Raw genomic sequence first — 19755 nt, forward strand, 5'->3', positions numbered from 1 at the left:
CCGCCCGCCCCGGCCGTCACGCGAGCAGCTTCGCGTACGCCGGCTTGATCACCTCGTCGATGATCCGCAGCCGCTCGTCGAAGGGGATGAACGCGCTCTTCATCGCGTTGATGGTGAACCACTGCACCTCGCGCCAGCCGTAGCCGAAGGCGTCGCAGAGCAGGGCCATCTCCCGGGAGACCGAGGTGCCGCTCATCAGCCGGTTGTCGGTGTTGACGGTGACCCGGAACCGCAGGTCACGCAGCAGCCCGATGGGGTGCTCGGCGATCGAGGGGGCGGCGCCGGTCTGCACGTTGGACGACGGGCACAACTCCAGCGGGATCCGCTTGTCCCGCACGTACGCGGCCAGCCGACCGAGCACCGGCTCCCGACCGGGCGTGATGTCGTCGACGATGCGTACGCCGTGACCGAGGCGGTCCGCCCCGCACCACTGGATGGCCTGCCAGATCGACGGCAGCCCGAAGGCCTCACCGGCGTGGATGGTGAAGTGGAAGTTCTCCCGCTGGAGGTACTCGAAGGCGTCCAGGTGCCGGGTGGGCGGGAAGCCCGCCTCCGCACCGGCGATGTCGAAACCCACCACACCGTGGTCGCGGTGCCGTACGGCCAACTCGGCGATCTCCTGCGACCGGGCCGCGTGCCGCATCGCGGTGAGCAGTGTGCCGACCCGGATCGGCGTACCGGCCTCGGCGGCCAGGGCGCTGCCCTCGACGAATCCGGCCAGCACCGCCTCGACCACCTCGTCCAGGCTCAGATCCCGTTCCAGGTGCTGCTCCGGGGCGAACCGCACCTCGGCGTAGACCACCCCGTCGGCGGCCAGGTCCAGCGCACACTCCCGGGCGACCCGACGCAGCGACGAGGCGGTCTGCATGACGGCGACGGTGTGCGCGAAGGTCTCCAGGTAACGCTCCAGCGACCCGGAGTCGGCCGCCGCCACGAACCAGCGCGCCAACTCCTGCGGGTCGGTGGTGGGCAGCGGATGCCCGACCTCGGCGGCCAACTCGATGATCGTCGCAGGTCGCAGGCCGCCGTCCAGGTGGTCGTGCAGCAGCGCCTTCGGTGCCTTGACAATGTCCTCGTAGCGCAGGGTCGTCGCCATGGTCTGACCCTAGTCCCCGCCGCCGTCCGTCCCCACCCGACGCCGGGGACAATGGCCTGGTGACCGCACCTGGACCGGACCCCCGGGTCGTCGACCGTCTGCGTTGCCCGGTCTGCGGCGAAGGGCTGACCACCGCCACCGCCGGCACCGCCGACGCGCTGCGCTGCCCCCGCCGGCACAGCTTCGACATCGCCCGGCAGGGCTACGTCAACCTGCTCACCGGTCGTTCCCCGCACGGCGGCGACACCGCGGAGATGGTCGCCGCCCGGGCGCAGTTCCTGGAGGCGGGCCACTACGACACCATCTCCACCGCCCTCGCGGAGGCCGCCGCGCACCACCTGACCACCCCGCACGCCCTTTGCTCTGCTTCAACCGACGCAACGGAAAGCGGGCGGAAGCGTTGCGTGGAGGTAAGCAGAGCAAAGGGGGCGGACCTCAGTGTCCCGGCCGTCGACGGTGCGGTGGCTGAGGCGTACCCGCTGGTGGTGGAGGCCGGTGCCGGCACCGGCCGGCATCTTGCGGCGGTGCTGGCGGCGGTGCCTGCGGCGGTCGGCCTGGCGCTGGACATCGCCAAGCCCGCGGTGCGTCGGGCCGCGCGGGTGCACCCGCGCGTCACCGCGGCGCTGGCCGACACCTGGCAGCGGCTGCCGCTGGCGGACGCCTCGGCGGCGCTGCTGCTCAATGTCTTCGCGCCCCGCAACGGAAAGGAGTTCCACCGGGTCCTCGCCCCGTCCGGGCGGCTGCTGGTGGTGACCCCGGCCGCCGACCACCTCACCGAACTGGTCGACGCGCTCGGTCTGCTGCGGGTCGACCCGGCCAAGGCGGACCGGGTGGCGACCAGCCTCGGCGAGCACTTCACCGAGGAGTCGACCACCCTGCACCGGCAGGAGTTGACGTTGTCCGGCCCGGAGGTGACCACGCTGGTCGGCATGGGTCCGAGCGCCTGGCACACCGATCCCGCGGGGTTGGCCGCCCGGATCACCGCCCTCGGCGAGCCGGTCCGGGTGACCGTGGCGGTTCGACTCGGGGTGTACCGGCCCCGCTAGGTCCGACTCGGGGTGCACTCCACTACTAGGTGGAGAGGTCGACCTCTTCCCAGCCCGGCGGCTCGTCGTGGTACGGCCCGCGCAGGATCACCGCCCACTCCAGGGCCCACCGCCGCTGGCCGATCGCGTTGGCGTCCACCAGGCCGGGCAGCCGTCCACCGGAGCGGTCCACCTCCAGGTACGACCAGTCCAGGCAGTAGTGCAGGTCGAGCAGGGCCGCCGCGTCCGCCGGGTGCTGCGGGGCGGCCAGGATGCGGGAACGCCACTGCGGGAAGGTCTCCCCCTCGGCGATGTTCGGCAGCCGCTCCACCAGCCGCTCGTCCACGGCCATGGTGGGGTCGAGCTGCTTGGTCAGGCCGAGCACCCAGGCCAGCGAGAACAACGCGTCGTGGTGCAGGACGAACGAGCGGTGATCGCCCTTGGCGCCGGTGACGAACTGGAACTCCGGCGGGGTGACCATCTCCACCAGGTGCGAGGCGAGCAGCCAGCTCATCGCCGCCTGCGGGGGCATGCCGAAGCAACGGGCCAAAATCAGGTGCAGCACCGCGATCCGCGCCTCGATCTCCGCGGTGGGACGCAACTCGATCCGGTCGCCCGGCTCCCAGACCAGCGGAAACTGCGGAGGTGGCAGCGGTAGCCGCAACCGGGCCAGCTCCTCCAGGCTCGCCTCACGCACTTCCCGGGGGTCCGGGGCAGGAACGATCACAGCAACATCCCTGTCTGCTCACGGCGTCTCACGCCGATGTTCCCCCCTGGCCTGCGACCATAGCCGCCCGAATGGTCGGGCACCATGGGGCCGACGGACCCGGTTGATTCACTCGACGCGTTCGATCACCAAAGGCGTCGCCGCCGGTGGCCGCGCCTCGATGGTCACCGCCGACGCCGCCTCCGCCAACGCCGCCGGGATCGTCTCGGCCCGCTCGGCCCGCAGCTCGTACAGGGGCTCGCCCGCCCGCACCGGATCACCGGGACGTTTGTGCAGCACCACACCCGCAGGGACGCTGACCGGGTCCTCCTTGCGGGCCCGACCCGCGCCGAGCCGCCAGGCGGCAACCCCCATGGCGTACGCGTCGATTCCCGCCACGTAGCCGGCGGCCTCCGCCCGCACCACCTCGACCTCGGGCGCCTGCGGCATCGGTGCGTCCGGGTCACCGCCCTGTGCCCGGATCATCGACCGCCACACGTCCATCGCCCGCCCGTCGCGCAGCGCGGCAGCCGGGTCGGCGTCGGTCAGCCCGGCCGCGTCGAGCATCTCCCGGGCCAGTGCCAGGGTCAGCTCCACCACGTCGGCGGGGCCCCCACCGGCGAGCACCTCGACGGACTCGGTCACCTCGACGCCGTTGCCGATGGTCAGGCCGAGCGGGGTGGACATGTCGGTGAGCAGGGCCACGGTCTTCACGCCGTGCGCGCCACCCAGCTCCACCATGGTCCGGGCCAGCTGCCGGGCGTCGTCGACGGACTTCATGAACGCGCCGGAGCCGACCTTCACGTCGAGCACCAGCGCGCCGGTCCCCTCGGCGATCTTCTTGCTCATGATCGAACTGGCGATCAGCGGAATCGCCTCGACGGTGCCGGTGACGTCGCGCAGCGCGTACAGCTTGCGGTCGGCCGGGGCCAGTCCGGACCCGGCGGCGCAGATCACCGCGCCGATGTCGCGCAGCTGTGCGATGAACTCCTGGTTGCTCAGCGCGGCCCGCCACCCGGGGATGGACTCCAGCTTGTCCAGCGTGCCGCCGGTGTGCCCGAGCCCGCGCCCGGACAGCTGCGGCACCGCCGCGCCGCACGCCGCCACCAGCGGCGTCAACGGCAGAGTGATCTTGTCGCCGACCCCGCCGGTCGAGTGCTTGTCGACGGTCGGCCGCGCCACCGACGACAGGTCCAGCCGCTCACCGCTGGCGATCATCGCGGCCGTCCACCGGGCGATCTCCGGCGCCGTCATCCCGTTGAGCAGGATCGCCATGGCCAGCGCCGACATCTGCTCGTCGGCCACCGCCCCCCGGGTGTACGCATCCACCACCCAGTCGATCTGCGAGTCGGAGAGCACCCCCCCGTCCCGCTTCACCCGAATAACATCAACCGCCGCAAAACCACTCACCATTGAGTCCAATCCCTATTCACCCCGCCAGCAGCCACACACCATCGGCAGCCACACCCATCGGCAGCGAGCACGACATCGATCTTCCAGCTTCGGACCGGCACCGACGCACGGACCGTACCGCGCACGGGCCGGGGCCTGCCGTGCCCGGCGGAGGGATCAAGCCTGACCGCCCGGAGCCGGGCACGGCAGGCCCCGGCCCCCACCGCAACCCCGGCCCCAGCGCAACCGACCGCAAGCTCAACCCCAGCGAACCGGAATCTCCACCGGCGGCTCACCCTCACCAGCCCAGAAGATGGTGCCGGACGCGTCCACCACCACGACCCGAGGCGTCCGCGCCAGGCCCCAGCTGATCGCCTCAGCCGAATCGTCCCAGCTCGGCCCCTCCTCCAGCACCCCGGTCTCGGCGTCCGCGTCGTCGCCGGACGACCGCTCCCAGTACGCCGTCCAGACCTGCTGCCCGGCGGAGAGGTCCGGGTGCACGAAGACCGATCCCCGGCCACGCCAGGCGGCCAGCCGGGCGGGTACGACCGGCACCGGATCCTCGCCGGTCACCGCTTCGAGGTCGGCGACGTCGAAGGCGTGCGGCAGCAGTTCGGCCATCCGCAGCGGCCCGCCCTTGGCCTCGATCAGACATTCCGGGCCGCCCTGCTCCCAGAGCAGCTGCCGGCAACGCCCGCACGGCATCAGCGGCTCACCGGTGGCGTCGACGCAGGACAGCGCGACGATCCGACCGCCGCCGGTGGCGTGCAGCGAGGAGACCACACCGCACTCGGCACAGAGCACGACACCGTACGCGGCGTTCTCGACGTTGCAGCCGACCACCACCCGGCCGTCGTCGACAAGCGCCGCCGCCCCCACCGGGAACTTCGAGTACGGCACGTACGCGTGCCGCATCACCTCGGTGGCCGCGGCCCGCAGCCGCCCCCAGTCGATCTCCATGGTCTGCTCCCCTGGCTCAGCCCTTGATGTACGGCTTACCATCGGCGGCCGGTGCCCGCACCCGGCCGACCAGCCCGGCCACGGCAAGGATCGTCGCCAGGTACGGCAGCATGGCCAGGAACTGGCCGGGGATCACACTGTTGATCGCGCCCAGGTAGGTGGCCAACTGGTCGGCGAAGCCGAAGAAGAGCGCGGCGAGCAGTGCCCCGGTGGGGCTCCAGCGCCCGAAGATCAGCGCGGCCAGCGCGATGAAGCCCTTACCGCCGATCATGTTCTTGGTGAACGAGAAGAGCGCCAGCGTGTACGAGGCACCACCGATACCGGCGATCGCGCCCGCCATGATCACGTTGCGGTAGCGCAGCCCGAGCACCTTCACGCCGAGGGTGTCCGCCGCCGTCGGGTGCTCGCCGACGGACCGGGTCCGCAGCCCCCACCGGGTCCGGAACAGCGCGATGTGGATCACGAGCACCAGCACCAGGGCGAGGTAGAGGAAGATGTTGCCCCGGAACAACGCCGGGCCCAGCACCGGGATGTCCGACAGCAGCGGGATCTCCCAGTCGCTGAACCGGGGGGCGCTGTTGTAGCGGGCCGCGTCGGTCTGCATCAGCCGCTCGTAGAGGAAGCCGGTGATGCCGAGCGCCAGCAGGTTCAGCACGATGCCCATGACCACCTGGTCGACCAGGTACTTGATGGAGAACACGGCCAGCAGCAGCGAGATGAACGAGCCGCCGATCGCGGCGGCGACCAGACCCACCCAGACGCTGCCGCTGATGCTGCCGAACAGCGCGCCGCTGAACGCGCCCATCAGCAACTGCCCCTCGATGGCCACGTTGACCACGCCGGAGCGTTCGCAGAGCACACCGGCCAGCGACCCGAAGATCAACGGCAGGGCGAGCAGGAAGGTGCCGCGCACGATGTTGACGAGCGGCATGAAGTTCTGCCCGGTCGGTGCGGCGGAGACCTGCCAGCACAGGAACGACAGCACGAACGCGACCAGGCCCACCGCGAGCACCGGGATGAACCAGCGCTTCGGCAGCCGGGCCAGCATCGCCGCACCCGCGGCGAGCGTGATCAGCCCGAAGAGAACGGCCCCGACCGTGCCGTGGATCTCCAGCGCGGCCCCGGCGGCGTCCTCGCTGAGCGTGAAGCGGGCCTGCTCGCCGGTGGCGAGCGCGCCGAACAGCACCGTGGCCAGCAGGCCGAGCGCCAGCAGCACCAGGCCCACCTTGCGGGTACGGGTCCAGTAGCCCTCGTCGACCGAGGCGACGGCGACGTCGGGAACAGCCATGGTGGACATGCCTCACCAGCCCTTCGCGAGGCTCGTCTGCAACCGGGCGGCCCGCGCGGCCCGGAGCTGGAAGATCGCCTTCACCAGGGCCGGTGCGGCGATGAAGATGACGATCAGCGCCTGCAGCACGGTGACCAGTTCCAGCGAGATGCCCGAGTACGACTGCATCCGGTTGCCGCCGGCCTGCAACGCGCCGAACAGCAGCGCGGCCAGGGCGACACCCCACGGTTTCACCCGCCCGAGCAGGGCGACCAGGATGCCGTCGAAGCCGATCTGCGCGATCACCAGCGGGGTCAGCGCGGCGGCCGTGGTGCCGAGCACCATCTGCGAGCCGCCGAGCCCTGCGAGGGCCCCGGCGAAGACCATGACCAGGACGTATGTCCGGGTGACACTGATGCCCGCGGTACGGGCCGCGTCCGGGTTGGCGCCCACCGCCCGCAGCTCGAACCCGAGGGTGGAGCGGTTGAGCAGCCAGGCGACCGCCCAGGTGGCCAGTACGGCGAGGAGGATGCCGCCGTGCGCCCGCAGCGGGTCGTCGAACAGGCGCGGCAGCTGGGCCGAGGCGTCGACCGGCCGGCTGATCGCGTCGGTGCGGTTCGGGTCCTGCACGCCCCGCTGCACGATCAGCCAGGTCAGGAAGTAGACCGCGATGTAGTTGAGCATGATCGTGTTGATCACCTCGTGGGCACCGGTGCGCGCCTTGAGGATGCCCGGGATGAAGCCCCAGACGGCGCCACCGATGGCACCGGCCAGCACCGCGACCAGCAGGTGCACCACGGGGGGCAGCGGCAGCAGGAAACCGGCCAGCGCCGCCAGGATGACGCCCATGATGGCCTGCCCCTGGGCGCCGATGTTGAACAGACCGCCCCGGAAGGCCAGCGCCACCGACAGGCCGGTGAAGACCAGCGGCGCGGTGTACGTGAGCGTCTCCGAGATCGGGTTCAGCGCGGCGGTGAGGGTTTTCGCGCCCGGGTCGAAGACCGAGCCCTTGAACAGGTTCGCGTACGCCTCACTGACCAGCGTCCAGCTGGCGTTGATCGCGTCCGACGGGCGGGCCGTGATGTAGGCGTAGGTGGCCAGCACGTCCGGGTCGGAGATGATCATCAGGACGGCGCCGACGACCATCGCCAGCACCAGCGACAACAGGGTCACCGTGAAGGTGTTGGCGGCCCACAGGTTCTCCAGGAACAGCCGTCCCAGGGTGGGGCGCTGCTCCGGTGCGGTCGGCGTGGTGGCGGCTTCGGCCTGCTCGGTGTTGCCGAGCGTGACCTGGGCGGCCTGCTCCTCGCTCGCCGGCTCCTTGTCCGGGGAGCCCGGCTGAAGGTTGTCGGTCATGCCTTCTCGTCCTTGCTGCCGGGCCCCTCGGGACCTGACGCCACGCCGTCGGTGGTCGCCGGGGCGTCGCCCGTCGAATCGGGGGTGATGCCGGCCATCAGCAGGCCGATCTCCTCGCGGGGGGTGTCCGGGCCGACGATGCCGATGATCTGGCCGCGGTACATCACCGCGATCCGGTCGGCCAGCCCGATCACCTCGTCGAGTTCGCTGGAGACCACCAGCACGGCGGTGCCGACGTCGCGCTCGCGGATGATCCGGCTGTGGATGAACTCGATCGAGCCGACGTCCACACCCCGGGTGGGCTGGGCGGCGATGAAGAGCTTCAGCGGCCGGGACAGCTCCCGGGCCACGATCACCTTCTGCTGGTTACCGCCGGAGAGGGTGCCCACCGGCGCCTGCGCCGAGGAGGTGCGTACGTCGAACTGCTCGATGCGTTCCCGCGCCGACCTGGCGATCGCGTCCGGTTTGATCGACAGGCCCCGGCCGAACGGCGGCCGGTCGTAGATGTCCAGCACCAGGTTCTCCGCCACGGAGAACTCCTTGACCAGCCCGTCCACGCTGCGGTCCTCCGGGACGTAGCCGACGCCGGCGCGGAGCACCTTCTTGGTCGACCAGCCGTCGACGCGCTGCCCGTCGAGGGTCACCGTGCCGGCGAGCAACGGGCGCAGGCCCATGATCGCCTCGATCAGCTCGGTCTGGCCGTTGCCCTGTACGCCCGCGATGCCGAGCACCTCGCCCGCGCGTACGGTCAGGTCGACGCCGTCCACCGCGCGGACCTGCCGGTCGTCGTCGACGACCAGCCCCGCGACCTCCAGGACCGGCTCGCCGGGGGTGGCGGGGGTCTTGTCCACGGTGAGCCGGACGGTACGGCCGACCATCAGCGCGGCCAGTTCGTCGCGGCTGGCCTCCGGGGACGCGGTGCCCACGGTCCTCCCGCGCCGGATCACGGTGATCCGGTCGGCGATCGCCTTGACCTCGCCGAGCTTGTGGGTGATGAAGACGATCGACTTGCCGGCGGCCTTGAGCGACCGCATCACCGCGAGCAGGTCCTCGGTCTCCTGCGGGGTGAGCACCGCCGTCGGCTCGTCCAGGATGAGCAGGTCGACGTCCCGGGTGAGGGCCTTGACGATCTCCACCCGCTGCTGGACGCCGACCGGCAGGTCCTCGATCATCGCGTCCGGGTCGACCCGCAGGTTGTACCGCTCGGACACCTCGGCGACCTCGCGGCGGGCCCGCCGCCGGTCCAGGAACCCGACGATGCCGCCGCGCACCTGCTCGGCACCGAGCATGATGTTCTCGGTGACGGTGAAGACCGGTACGAGCATGAAGTGCTGGTGCACCATGCCGATGCCGGCCGCGATGGCGTCGGACGGCCCGCGCAACTTCAGCGGCTCGCCGTCGACCAGGATCTCGCCCTCGTCGGGCTGGTAGAGCCCGTAGAGCACGTTCATCAGGGTCGACTTGCCAGCGCCGTTCTCACCGAGCAGGGCGTGAATCTCTCCAGGCTCCACCGTCAGGTCGATGTGGTCGTTGGCGACCAGATCACCGAACCGCTTGGTGATGCCGCGCAGTTCGAGTCTCAGCGCAACCTCCTGGGAGTGCGAAGCGATGGTGCAGCGTAGCCGCTGGCGAACGGGGCACAGCGCCGACCCGGCCGGGGTGCGCCACCGCCCCGCAGCGGGACTCCCCGCTGCGGGGCGGTCGGATGATGGTGGGGCGTACCGACCGCCCGCCTACGGTGATCGTCGCACTGCAGGCGGGCGGCGCAGGGCTCAACTCTTCGGCTGGGCGGCCGACTCGACCTTGACGGTGCCGGCGGCGATGTCCGCCTTCAGCTTGTCGACCTCGGCCTTGAGCTCGGCCGGGACCTTGCTGTCGAACTCGTGGTACGGGGCGAGCGAGACGCCGTCGTTGGCCAGGGTGCCGACGAAGCCCTGCTCGGCGCTGAGCTTCTCGCCACCGGCGGCCTTCAGCACGGCCTCCTTGACCGCACCCGGGATGTTCTTCACCACGGTGGTGATGATCGCCGAGCAGTCCGGCGTGCTCTCGCAGCCGTCGACGTCCACCCAGATGGTGTTGTACTTGCCACCGGAGGCCTTGGCGGCACCGGTGGTGCCGAGGCCGGCGCCACCGGCGACCGGCATGACGATGTCCGCGCCCTGGGCGACCAGCGCGTCGCTGACCTTCTTGCCCTCGTCCTGCTTGACGAAGTCGTTGGTGAAGGAGCCGTTCTGGGTCTCCTTGTTCCAACCGAGGGCCTGGACCTTGGCGCTCTTGGCCTGGTTGTAGTGGGCCACGCCGTCGACGAAGCCGTCCATGAAGATGGTCACCGGCGGGATCTTCATGCCGCCGTAGGTGCCGACCTTGCCGCTCTCGCTCATGCCGGCGGCGACGTAGCCGGCGAGGAAGCCGGCCTGCGCGGTGTCGAACTCCATCGGGTAGACGTTGGCCACGCCGGGGTTGGCGTCGACGATGGCGAACTGCTGGTTCGGGTTCGCCTCGGCGATCTTCTTGGTGGCTTCGCCCATCAGGCCGCCGACGGCCAGGATGAAGTCGCAGTCCTGGTTGACGTACGCGGAAAGGTTGGGCTCGTAGTCGGCCTCGGCCCGCGACGCGACGTACTTGATGTCGATGTTGCTGTTTTCGGCCTTGGCGGCCTCAAGGCCCTTCCAGGCCGAGGCGTTGAACGACTTGTCGTCGATGCCGCCGACGTCGGTGACCATACAGGCGGTGTACTTCTCGCCGCCGGAGCCGGCGTTGTTGTCCTCATCCGGCGCCTCGCCACAGGCGGCAGCGCTCAGTACGAGCCCACCCGCCGCGATCATCGAGGCAATCCGCATCCCACGCACCGAGCGCAAGACGTCTCCCTTCCATTGCACACCGCGTGGTTGCGGTGGCTGCCCTTGAACCGGCCTGCGCCTTGCCGCCGGTCTCCCACGTTACGGACGCCGAGCGTACGCCCGCGTCCATCTGACCAACGACAAGCGTGCAGGACTGTTGGAGGCCTGTTACCCGTACGTAATGCTTGCGGTGGGGAAGCTCACTCTCTCGTAACGCTTTGTCAGGTTTGATCACCTGTCAGATCGCGCCACCCCGATTGCAGATCCGGCATTCCGTCGAATACCGGTCATCGCGCTGACGGCCGCCCCCATACCGCTCATCGTCGACCACATTTTCGATCTTGCATTCCGCGCGCCGGGGCCAGCGGGAACGACTTCTCCCACCGCCCGGGTTCGCGGTCGCGGACAAAGCCATCCACGCCGGGAAATCCCCATCGCCGCACGACCCCGACACATCGTCGGGGTCCTCGGCGCGATATGCGCCGCCGCACACAAAACCCGGCGCAAAGCGGATTTCGCAATTGACTGCGGCACGGTCGGCGGATACCCGCTGCACCGTGCCGAGCAGCACACGGGGTCAGGCGGGGCCTTTCCCGGCCCCGCCTGACCCACCGAACTATGAAATCCAGCCGGATTCACACAATCATCGTGTGAACTCGCCGGTCACCGCCAGAAGACGGCCACCGCCGCATTGACCAGAGTCAGCCCGACAATAGCGAGGAAATGACCCCGGTTGACCTCGTCACGCTTCCGGGAGAAGAAGACCATCACGAAGATCGCCAGGGCGATGACCAGCTTCGTGACGAGCTTGCCCGGATGCGGCTCGTCGCCGTCGCGCAGCGGGGCGGACAGGCCGATGCCGGTCAGCAGCTGGATCACCGCGCCCCAGAGCATGGCCGCGTTGATCCGGAGCTTGCCACCGATGTATTGCGCGATCGCACCGCCCAGCAGCAGCGCGAACCCGATGAGGTGGACGTAGAGGAGGATGAGTCGGAGTGCTTCCATCCACCTATCCTGCCCCATCAACGACGGATCGTAGTAGAGCCACTCGGTCAGCCCTTCGTGCCACCGGCCGTCAGGCCGGACACCAGGTGCTTCTGGGCGAAGAAGAAGACCAGCCCGGCCGGGACGGTCACCAGGACGGCGGCGGCCGTCAGGTACTCCCACTGCGGGTTGAACTGCGGCACGAACTGCTGGAGCCCGTACGCCAGGGTGAACTTGTTGTCGGTCTGGATGAACGCCGAGGCGTACGCCACCTCGCCCCAGGCGGTGAGGAAGGTGTAGAAGGCGGTGACCGCCACGGCCGGGCGGGCCAGCGGCAGCACCACCCGCCAGAAGATGGCGAACGGCCCGCAGCCGTCCAGCGCCGCCGCCTCGTCCAGCGAGGTCGGAATGGAGTCGAAGTAGCCCTTCAACATCCAGGCGCAGAACGGCACCGCGATGGTCAGGTACGCGACGATCAGCGCCGGCATGGTGTTGATCAGGCCCAACCGGGCCAGGATCGTGTAGATCGGCACGATCAGGATGGCCACCGGGAACATCTGGGTGACCAGGAAGACCAGCATCAGCGGTCGGCGGCCCGGGAAGTTGAACCGGGACACCGCATAGCCGGTGGTGGCGGACAGGAAGATGCCGATGGTCATGGTGAAGGCCGCAACGATCACCGAGTTGAGGAACCAGCGCGGGAAGTTCGTCTCGGTGAGCACGTAGCGGTAGTTCGCCAGCGTGGTGTCCCGGAACAGGGTCAGCTCGCTGCTCTGGATCGCGTACCCGGGCTTGAGCGAGGAGAGCAGCACCCAGACGATCGGGCCGATCGCGATCAGCGAGGCCAGGATCAGCGTGCCGTGCAGCAGGACGGACATCGCCGGGCTGCGTCGCCGATGCCCGCGGCGCGTCACCTTGCTCATCACCACACCTCGCCTTGCTTGCGCAGCACCCGCCGGTAGAAAACCGAGAAGACCAGCAGGATCGACAGGATCAGTACGCCGTACGTCGAGGCCAGCGAGTAGTTGCGGATGCCTTCGAAGGCGGCCCGGTACGCACCGGTCACCAGGATCTCGCTCTGCCCGGCCGGCTGCCCCTCGGTCACCAGGAAGATGATCGGGAACATGTTGAAGGTCCAGATGGTGCCGAGCAGCACCACCGTCATGCTGACCGGACGCAGCCCGGGCAGGGTGATGTTCCTGAACCGCTGCCAGGCCGACGCGCCGTCGATCTCGGCCGCCTCGTACAGCTCGCTCGGGATGGTCTGCATGCCGCCGAGCAGGGCCACCATCATGAACGGCACACCCAGCCAGACGTTGGTGATGATGGCGGTGAGCAGGGCGGTCCACCGGTCGGCGAACCAGGAGACCGGGTCGATACCGAGGGCGGTGAGCAGCGCGTTGGCCAGGCCGAAGCGCTCGTTGAAGATGAACTTCCAGGCGAACGCGCTGACGAAGGCCGGCACCGCCCACGGCAGCACCAGCAGCACCCGGTAGACCCCGCGGGCCCGCATCGGGCGGTTGAGCATGTTGGCCAGGCCCAGGCCCAGCCCGAAGTGGCAGGCCACGCAGACGAACGTCCAGATCAGCGTGACCCCGGTCCACTGCCAGAACTCGCCGACCTCGCCGGTGAGCACCCGCACGTAGTTGTCCAGCCCGACGAACTCCCACTTGTTGGGGTTGTCGGTGCAGACCTCGCCGCCGGTGATCGACCTGGTGCAGATCTCGGCGACCTGGTTGGCCTCGGTGAGGTTGGTGAAGGAGAGCCAGATCCCGCGGAACAGCGGGTAGAAGATCAGAACTGCCAGGACGATGACGACGGGCAGCACCATCGCCCAGGCGTACCAGTGCTTCTCCCAGCTGCGGCGCAGCCGGGAGGGACGAGCAGGTCGGCCGGGCGGCGTCGACGGCGGCGCCGGGTCGGCAGTCACGGTGGTCATCCAGCTGCGCTCCAGAGCAGAGGGTCCGGCCGGGCCGGCGACCGTGACGGTCGCCGACCCGCTGCCGGGTGCCGAAGGTTCACCGGCGTGTCACCGGTGTACGGAGGCGGGCCTACCGCGCCGGCCCGCCGACGGTTGGGCTCAGAGCCCGTAGCCGGGAACGACCTCGGCCTTGTACTTCTTGGCGACGCCGTCCAGCGCGGCCTTGGGGTCCTTGTTCTGGATCAGGACCTCGGTGGCCATCTGGTCGAGCGGGCCGAAGAACTGACCGGCCTCGGGGATCCACGGGCGACCCACGGCCGCCTCGTTCACCGCCTGGAAGGCAGCCACCACGGGGTTGTTCTTGACCGCGTCCACCTGGTACGCGGAGGTACGGGTGGGCAGCAGGCCGAGCTTCTCCGACAGGAACGCCTGCGACTCGGCGGAGGCCATGAACTTCACGAACGCGACGGCGGCGTCGATCTTCTCCTGCGGCATGCCGGACCAGATCACGTAGTTGTGGCCGCCGACCGGGCCACCGGCGCGGGCCGAGCCGGCCGGCACCGGGGCGATGCCCAGGTTCTTCAGGCCGCCGAAGTCCGGTGCCGAGGAGACGTTGTTGACCTCCCACGGCCCGTTGATGATCATGGCGACCTTCTGCTCCTTGAACAGGGTCATCATGGTGCCGTAGGCGTCGTTGGCGGACGGCTTGGCGGCGGCGCCACTGTCGATCAGGTCCTTGGCGATCGCCAGCCCGGCGGCGTTCTGCTCGGAGTTGACGATGATCTTCTTGGCCTCGGGGTCGACCAGGTCACCACCCTCGCCGTACATGAAGGGCAGCATGAAGTAGCCGGCCGGGTTGACGTACACGCCCTCGGCGTCGGTTGAGTCCTTGATGGTCTGCGCGGCGGACTTCAGCTCGGCCCAGGTCTTCGGCGGTGCGCTGATGCCGGCCTTGGTCAGCAGTTCCTTGTTGTACATCAGCGCGAGGCTGTCGGTGACCTGCGGGACGCCGTAGGTCTTGCCGTCGTACTTGTTGGAGGCGAGCGGGGTCGCCAGGAAGTCGGACGCGTCGCTGAGCAGCTCCGAGCCGTCGAGCGCGTAGAGGTAGCCGAGCGAGGCGAACTCGGGCACCCAGGCCACCTCGGCCCGCAGGATGTCCGGCGCACCGGTCTTGGCCTGCGCGGCGGTCTTGAACTTGTTCTGGGCCTCGCCGAACGGGACCGACTGGTAGTTGATCTTCACGTTCGGGTAGGTCTGGTTGAACTTGGCGATCAACTCCTTGAACGCCGGGCCCTCGTTCTGCGGGTCGGAGGTGTCCCACCAGGTCAGTTCCGCGGTGAGGGAGGCGGGGTCGGCCTTGGGCTGCTCCTCGGCCGCCTTGTCCTCTCCGCCGCACGCGGCGACGGTGAGGGCGAGACTGGCGGAGGCGAGTACGGCGATCCCCCTGGCTATGCGACGCATGTTCGCTCCTAAATTGCCTGCCGGGTAACGGCGGGGACAGTAGCAAGAGTTTTCGTAACTCGAAACCCCTTGCGAACCTCCCTGCAACAACCGTGCCCCATCCGCAACGTCAATCGTCGACAAGTGTCGTCAACTGGGCATTTCGCCGCTTGTCAGGGCGACCCCACCTCACCCAAGGTGAGCAGGAGTCCACGTAAAGCCCACGCTCACGCGGGGGGTACGCCCGCACAGTAGGCACCTTTCCGGCATCCGCTGCTCGATTGTGCAAGTTCTTGCTGCCTACTGCGCAAGAACTTGGCCGTGAGCTACAGTGCCGCCATGCGCGCTCGCTTGTCCGACATCGCCCAGCAGGCCGACGTCAGTGAGGCCACGGTGTCGCGGGTGCTCAACGACCGCCCCGGCGTGGCACCCGAAACCCGGCAGGCCGTCCTGACCGCCCTCGACGTGCTCGGCTACGAACGCCCCGCCCGACTGCGCAAACGCAGCGCCGGGCTGGTCGGGCTGGTGGTGCCGGAGCTGGACAACCCGATCTTCCCCGCCTTCGCCCAGATCATCGAGTCGGCGCTGGCGCCCACCGGCTACACCCCGGTGCTGTGCACCCAGACTCCCGGCGGCGTCCGCGAGGACGAGTACGTCGAGATGCTGCTCGACCGGCAGGTCTCCGGCATCGTCTTCGTCTCCGGCCTGCACGCCGACACCGCCGCCGACCACGACCGGTACCGGACCCTGATCGCCCGGCCACTGCCCATCGTCATGATCAACGGGTACGCCCCCGGGCTCGGCGCACCGTTCGTCTCCTGCGACGACCGGGAGGCGGCGGAGTTGGCGGTCGCGCACCTGGTGGCCCTGGGCCACCGTCGGATCGGCCTGATCACCGGCCCGGACCGGTTCGTGCCGGTGCTGCGTAAGGTCAGCGGATACAAGACGGCCATGCAGCGCCTCACCGACATCCCCGAGGACGAGTTGACCGACCTGACCGAACTGTCGCTGTTCGGTGTGGAGGGCGGCGAGGCGGCAGCCGGACGGCTGATCGAGCGCGGCGTCACCGGCATCGTCTGCGGCTCCGACCTGATGGCGCTCGGCGCGATCCGGGCCGCCCGGCAGCGCGGGCTCTCCGTACCGGGTGACCTCTCCGTGGTCGGGTACGACGACTCACCGCTGATGGCCTTCACCGACCCACCGCTGACCACCATGCGGCAGCCGGTGGCCGCGATGGCGGTCGCCGCCGTCCGGGCGCTGGTCGACGAGATCAACGGCCACGGCGCCCCGCACTCGGAGTACCTGTTCCGGCCTGAACTGGTGGTACGCGGCTCGACGGCGGTGGCCCGGACGGACACCCCGCCCGCGCAGGGCGGCCGGCAGCGCCCCACGCCGCCGGCGTTGGCGGTTCCGGCCTGACACCGGGCGCATCCCGGCGGCCGTAGGCAATTCTTGCGCAAGGTCTGCTTGACTCTTGCAGCGGTGGCCCGGCATTCTGCACAGACACCCGCGTCGTCCCACCGTTGCCACGCGCGGGTGCCGCCGTCCCGCGCCACAGAACGGGGAACACCCGATGACCGTCAGCAACCCCTCGCCGCTGACCTCCGACGCCGACTGGTGGCGATCCGCCGTCGTCTACCAGGTCTACGTCCGCAGCTTCGCCGACGCCAACGGTGACGGCATCGGCGACCTACCGGGCATTCGGGCACGCCTGCCGTACCTGCGCGACCTGGGCGTGGATGCGCTCTGGCTGACCCCCTTCTACACCTCCCCGATGGTCGACGGCGGCTACGACGTCGCCGACTACCGGGACGTCGACCCGATGTTCGGCACGCTCGGCGACTTCGAGGCGATGATCACCGACGCCCACGCCCTCGGCCTGCGGATCATCGTCGACATCGTGCCCAACCACACCTCCGACCGGCATCCCTGGTTCCAGGCGGCGTTGGCGGCCGGACCCGGCTCACCCGAACGCGAGCGTTACCTGTTCGCCGACGGCAAGGGCACCGACGGCGAGCTGCCGCCAAACGACTGGGAGAGCATCTTCGGCGGCCCGGCCTGGACCCGGGTGCCGGACGGCCAGTGGTACCTGCACCTGTTCGACCCCGCCCAGCCCGACCTGAACTGGCGCAACCCCCAGGTACGCGCCGAGTTCGAGGACATCCTGCGGTTCTGGCTGGACCGTGGGGTCGACGGGTTCCGCATCGACGTGGCCCACGGCATGATCAAGGCCGAAGGGCTGCCGGACGTCGGTTTCAACTCGATGACCACCGGCCGCCGTCAGTCCGAACTGCTCGGCAAGGGTCGGCTGCCCTACTTCGACCAGGACGAGGTGCACGACATCTACCGCGCCTGGCGGCCCATCCTGGACAGCTACCCCGGCGGCCGGATGGCGGTGGCCGAGGCCTGGGCCGAGACCCCGCAGCGGCTGGCCCGCTACATCGGACCGGACGAGCTGCACCAGGCGTTCAGCTTCGACTTCCTCGACGCCACCTGGTCGGCCGACTCGTTCCGCAAGGTGGTCGACACCGCGCTGGCCGAGTCGACGATCGTCGGCGCCCCGACCACCTGGGTGCTGTCCAACCACGACCGTCAGCGGCACGTCACCCGCTACGGCGACGGTGAGGTCGGCCTGCGCCGGGCTCGCGCCGCCGCGCTGATGATGCTCGCCCTGCCCGGCTGCGCCTACCTCTACCAGGGTGAGGAACTGGGGCTGCCGGAGGTGCTCGACCTGCCCGACGAGCTGCGCCAGGACCCGGCCTTCCTGCGTACCGGCGAGAGCCGGGACGGCTGCCGGGTGCCCATCCCGTGGAGCGGCGAGGTGGCCCCGTACGGTTTCGGGCCGGTCGGCAGTGAGCTGAGCTGGCTGCCGGCCCCGGCCACCTGGCGTGCGCTGTCGGTGGCCGCCCAGACCGGCGTGCCCGGCTCGACCCTGGAGCTGTACCGGGCGGCGCTGCGGATCCGTCACAGCCACCCCGCCCTCGCCGGCACCGGCGGCATCACCTGGCAGGAGACCGCGCCCGACGTGCTCGCCTTCAGCCGGTCCACCGGCGACACGGTGCTGACCTGCGTGGTCAACACCGGCGACACCCCGGTACGGCTCGACGGCTACGGCACCCCGCTGGTGGCCAGCGAGGCGCTCACCGAGCAGCACGGTGGCCACGTGCTCCCCGTCGACGCGGCCGCCTGGTTCGAACGGCGCTGAACGGGTAGTCCATCAGCAACCTGGTCGTCCGGCGTGCTGCGCGCCGCCGGACGACTGGGGCTGACCGCCGACCAACACCCGGCTCGCTGGCGCACCACGTCAACCGTCGGTCAACTGGGCGGCGATCCGGGCAAAACCGGCACGCAGCTCGGCCACGTCCGGCACCGGCAGCGGGCCGGTGACGTGGTCGTCCTCGGCCGCCAACTCCTCCTCGTCGATGGTGTCCTCGTAGTCGCCGTAGAGGTCGGCCCGCTCCACCTGGACCGTCTCGTCCGCGGCGGCGAGTTGGGCGGCGGCGATCTCGCCCCGGATCTGGTCCACCGAGACCGCAGGTATCAGCGGCTCGACCACCGCCATCAGCTCGTCGTCGGCGACCAGCGCCTCGGCCAGGGCCAGCGCGTGCGGCCGCTCGTACGGACCACAGACCACTGGCTCCCACTCGTCGTCACCGAGCGGGCCGAACGTGATGATCCACGGCAGCTCGCTCAGCGGCGAGTCGCTGGGCAGGTCCAACGTCACGAGTGCCCCCACCGGCCCATCATCGCCGCTGCCCGAACCTCCCGCGGCAAGTTCGGCACATCACCGGATCAACCAGCCCCGCCCGGGGTACCCGGATCGGTGTCCGAGTCGAGATCGGAACGCCGGCCACCCGCCAGGTCCACCACCCGCCCGCGCCGGCTGGTCGCCGCCAACGCCGCGCCGAAGAGCACCAACTGGTTGAGCAGGTACAGGTAGACCAGCAGGCCCACGGCGGTGGCCACCACGGTGTACGCCGGGTTGTGCTCGACCCGCCCCACCCAGAACCGGCCGACCGTGTTGAGCAGGGTGATGCCGATCGCGACCAGCAGCACCACCGGCCGCAGCCGCGCCCGACTCATCTGCACCCGAGGCACCACGATCAGCATCAGGGTGGCCAACACCGCGTTGACCAGCACGCTGAGCACCGCGCTGACCGTGGTCAACCCGATCGATCCGGTGCTGCGCAGCAGGAAGCGCAGCAGCGACTCCAGCGCGTCCACCGCCGCCACCGAGGCGCCGAGGAGCACGAAGACCACGAGCAGCACCCCGAGATCGACGAGCCGGCGGACGACCAGGTTGCCCGGATGCTGGTTGAGACCGTGGATCAGCCGCTGCGAGGAACGGATCGCCTCGACCCAGCCGATCCCGGTCAGGATCAGGATCAGCAGACCCACCACCCCGACCGTGCCACTGCTGTCGGCGACCTGGGCCGGATCGAGGAACGGCAGATTCTCCCCGAGGAACTCCTCCGCCGCCGCGCGTACCTCGTCGTTGTCGTCGAGGAGGGCACCGAACGCCGCGTACGCCACCAGCGCGAGCGCGAAGACCGCGAAGAACCCGTAGTACGCGATCGCGGCGGCCAGCCGACCACCCTGAAGATCGGTGTAGCGCACCCCGGCCCGCCACAGATGCCCGAAGGCCGGCCAGCGGTGCCGGGCGGCGCTGAGTCGGCGGTCGATGCCCGCTTCGACCCGCCCCAGGAGGTTCACCTAGTCATCCTCGCCGCTTCCTCGCCGCCGCGCTCGCTCCTCGGCGCGGCCGGAG

At 69.9% G+C, this 19755-nt stretch carries 18 protein-coding genes; 3 read left to right on the forward strand and 15 right to left on the reverse strand.

The genetic code is table 11. The features are described from left to right. Positions 1-16 precede the first annotated feature (16 nt). On the reverse strand, positions 17-1096 hold the full coding sequence (locus JMF97_RS22520; protein WP_203223337.1) for an adenosine deaminase: 1080 nt from the start codon (positions 1094-1096) through the stop codon (positions 17-19). 59 nt (positions 1097-1155) lie between these two features. Between JMF97_RS22520 and JMF97_RS22525 the strand changes: the two genes are divergently transcribed. After that, positions 1156-2142 (forward strand): putative RNA methyltransferase, encoded by a 987-nt coding sequence (locus JMF97_RS22525; RefSeq protein ID WP_203223338.1) that lies wholly within the window; start codon positions 1156-1158, stop codon positions 2140-2142. Between the two features lie 25 nt (positions 2143-2167). On the opposite strand, the gene JMF97_RS22530 is transcribed toward JMF97_RS22525, so the two are convergent. The 12 genes from JMF97_RS22530 to JMF97_RS22585 form a co-directional block, all read right to left on the reverse strand. Beyond that, positions 2168-2848 carry a DUF4272 domain-containing protein gene (locus JMF97_RS22530; RefSeq protein WP_203223339.1) on the reverse strand — a complete coding sequence of 227 codons (681 nt, stop codon included), beginning with the start codon at positions 2846-2848 and terminating at the stop codon, positions 2168-2170. A 108-nt stretch (positions 2849-2956) separates the two neighbouring features. Then, entirely contained in the window at positions 2957-4237 is a 1281-nt protein-coding gene (locus JMF97_RS22535) for a thymidine phosphorylase (RefSeq protein WP_203223470.1), read from the reverse strand. 240 nt (positions 4238-4477) lie between these two features. Continuing rightward, positions 4478-5179: a cytidine deaminase gene (locus JMF97_RS22540; protein ID WP_203223340.1), complete on the reverse strand. Its 702-nt coding sequence runs from the start codon at positions 5177-5179 to the stop codon at positions 4478-4480. A gap of 16 nt (positions 5180-5195) precedes the next feature. Continuing rightward, entirely contained in the window at positions 5196-6476 is a 1281-nt protein-coding gene (locus JMF97_RS22545; protein WP_203223341.1) for an ABC transporter permease, read from the reverse strand. Positions 6477-6479: 3 nt separating this feature from the next. After that, positions 6480-7802 carry an ABC transporter permease gene (locus JMF97_RS22550; protein ID WP_203223342.1) on the reverse strand — a complete coding sequence of 441 codons (1323 nt, stop codon included), beginning with the start codon at positions 7800-7802 and terminating at the stop codon, positions 6480-6482. Next, complete coding sequence (locus JMF97_RS22555) at positions 7799-9445, reverse strand: ABC transporter ATP-binding protein (RefSeq protein WP_273543912.1); 1647 nt, start codon at positions 9443-9445, stop codon at positions 7799-7801. The genes JMF97_RS22550 and JMF97_RS22555 overlap by 4 nt, the downstream gene beginning before the upstream one ends. 129 nt (positions 9446-9574) lie before the next feature. Continuing rightward, the gene (locus JMF97_RS22560; RefSeq protein WP_203223343.1) at positions 9575-10642 is read right to left on the reverse strand and encodes a BMP family lipoprotein; all 1068 of its coding nucleotides are present in this window, start codon (positions 10640-10642) and stop codon (positions 9575-9577) included. Between the two features lie 238 nt (positions 10643-10880). Further along, positions 10881-11213, reverse strand: a complete 333-nt coding sequence (locus JMF97_RS22565; protein WP_203223344.1) for a hypothetical protein — start codon at positions 11211-11213, stop codon at positions 10881-10883. A gap of 92 nt (positions 11214-11305) precedes the next feature. After that, a complete protein-coding gene (locus JMF97_RS22570; RefSeq protein ID WP_203223345.1) occupies positions 11306-11647 on the reverse strand; it encodes a hypothetical protein in 342 nt (113 codons plus the stop codon). A gap of 47 nt (positions 11648-11694) precedes the next feature. Beyond that, positions 11695-12549 (reverse strand): sugar ABC transporter permease, encoded by an 855-nt coding sequence (locus JMF97_RS22575; RefSeq protein ID WP_203223346.1) that lies wholly within the window; start codon positions 12547-12549, stop codon positions 11695-11697. Next, positions 12549-13565 (reverse strand): carbohydrate ABC transporter permease, encoded by a 1017-nt coding sequence (locus JMF97_RS22580; protein ID WP_203223347.1) that lies wholly within the window; start codon positions 13563-13565, stop codon positions 12549-12551. Before JMF97_RS22580 ends, JMF97_RS22575 begins: the two co-directional genes overlap by 1 nt. 141 nt (positions 13566-13706) lie before the next feature. After that, positions 13707-15008 (reverse strand): extracellular solute-binding protein, encoded by a 1302-nt coding sequence (locus tag JMF97_RS22585; protein WP_203223348.1) that lies wholly within the window; start codon positions 15006-15008, stop codon positions 13707-13709. A gap of 318 nt (positions 15009-15326) precedes the next feature. On the opposite strand from JMF97_RS22585, the gene JMF97_RS22590 reads away from it, so the two are divergent. Then, positions 15327-16406, forward strand: a complete 1080-nt coding sequence (locus tag JMF97_RS22590) for a LacI family DNA-binding transcriptional regulator (protein WP_203223349.1) — start codon at positions 15327-15329, stop codon at positions 16404-16406. A 154-nt stretch (positions 16407-16560) separates the two neighbouring features. Beyond that, on the forward strand, positions 16561-18192 hold the full coding sequence (locus JMF97_RS22595) for a glycoside hydrolase family 13 protein (protein ID WP_203223350.1): 1632 nt from the start codon (positions 16561-16563) through the stop codon (positions 18190-18192). Positions 18193-18291: 99 nt separating this feature from the next. On the opposite strand, the gene JMF97_RS22600 is transcribed toward JMF97_RS22595, so the two are convergent. Together JMF97_RS22600 and JMF97_RS22605 are read right to left on the reverse strand one after the other, a co-directional pair. Then, positions 18292-18723, reverse strand: a complete 432-nt coding sequence (locus JMF97_RS22600) for a hypothetical protein (RefSeq protein ID WP_203223351.1) — start codon at positions 18721-18723, stop codon at positions 18292-18294. Positions 18724-18779: 56 nt separating this feature from the next. After that, positions 18780-19700, reverse strand: a complete 921-nt coding sequence (locus JMF97_RS22605; protein ID WP_203223352.1) for a YihY/virulence factor BrkB family protein — start codon at positions 19698-19700, stop codon at positions 18780-18782. Between the last annotated feature and the right edge of the window lie 55 nt (positions 19701-19755).

It is taken from the genome of Micromonospora fiedleri, assembly GCF_016774385.1.
In the GTDB taxonomy this organism is placed as follows: domain Bacteria; phylum Actinomycetota; class Actinomycetes; order Mycobacteriales; family Micromonosporaceae; genus Micromonospora; species Micromonospora gifhornensis.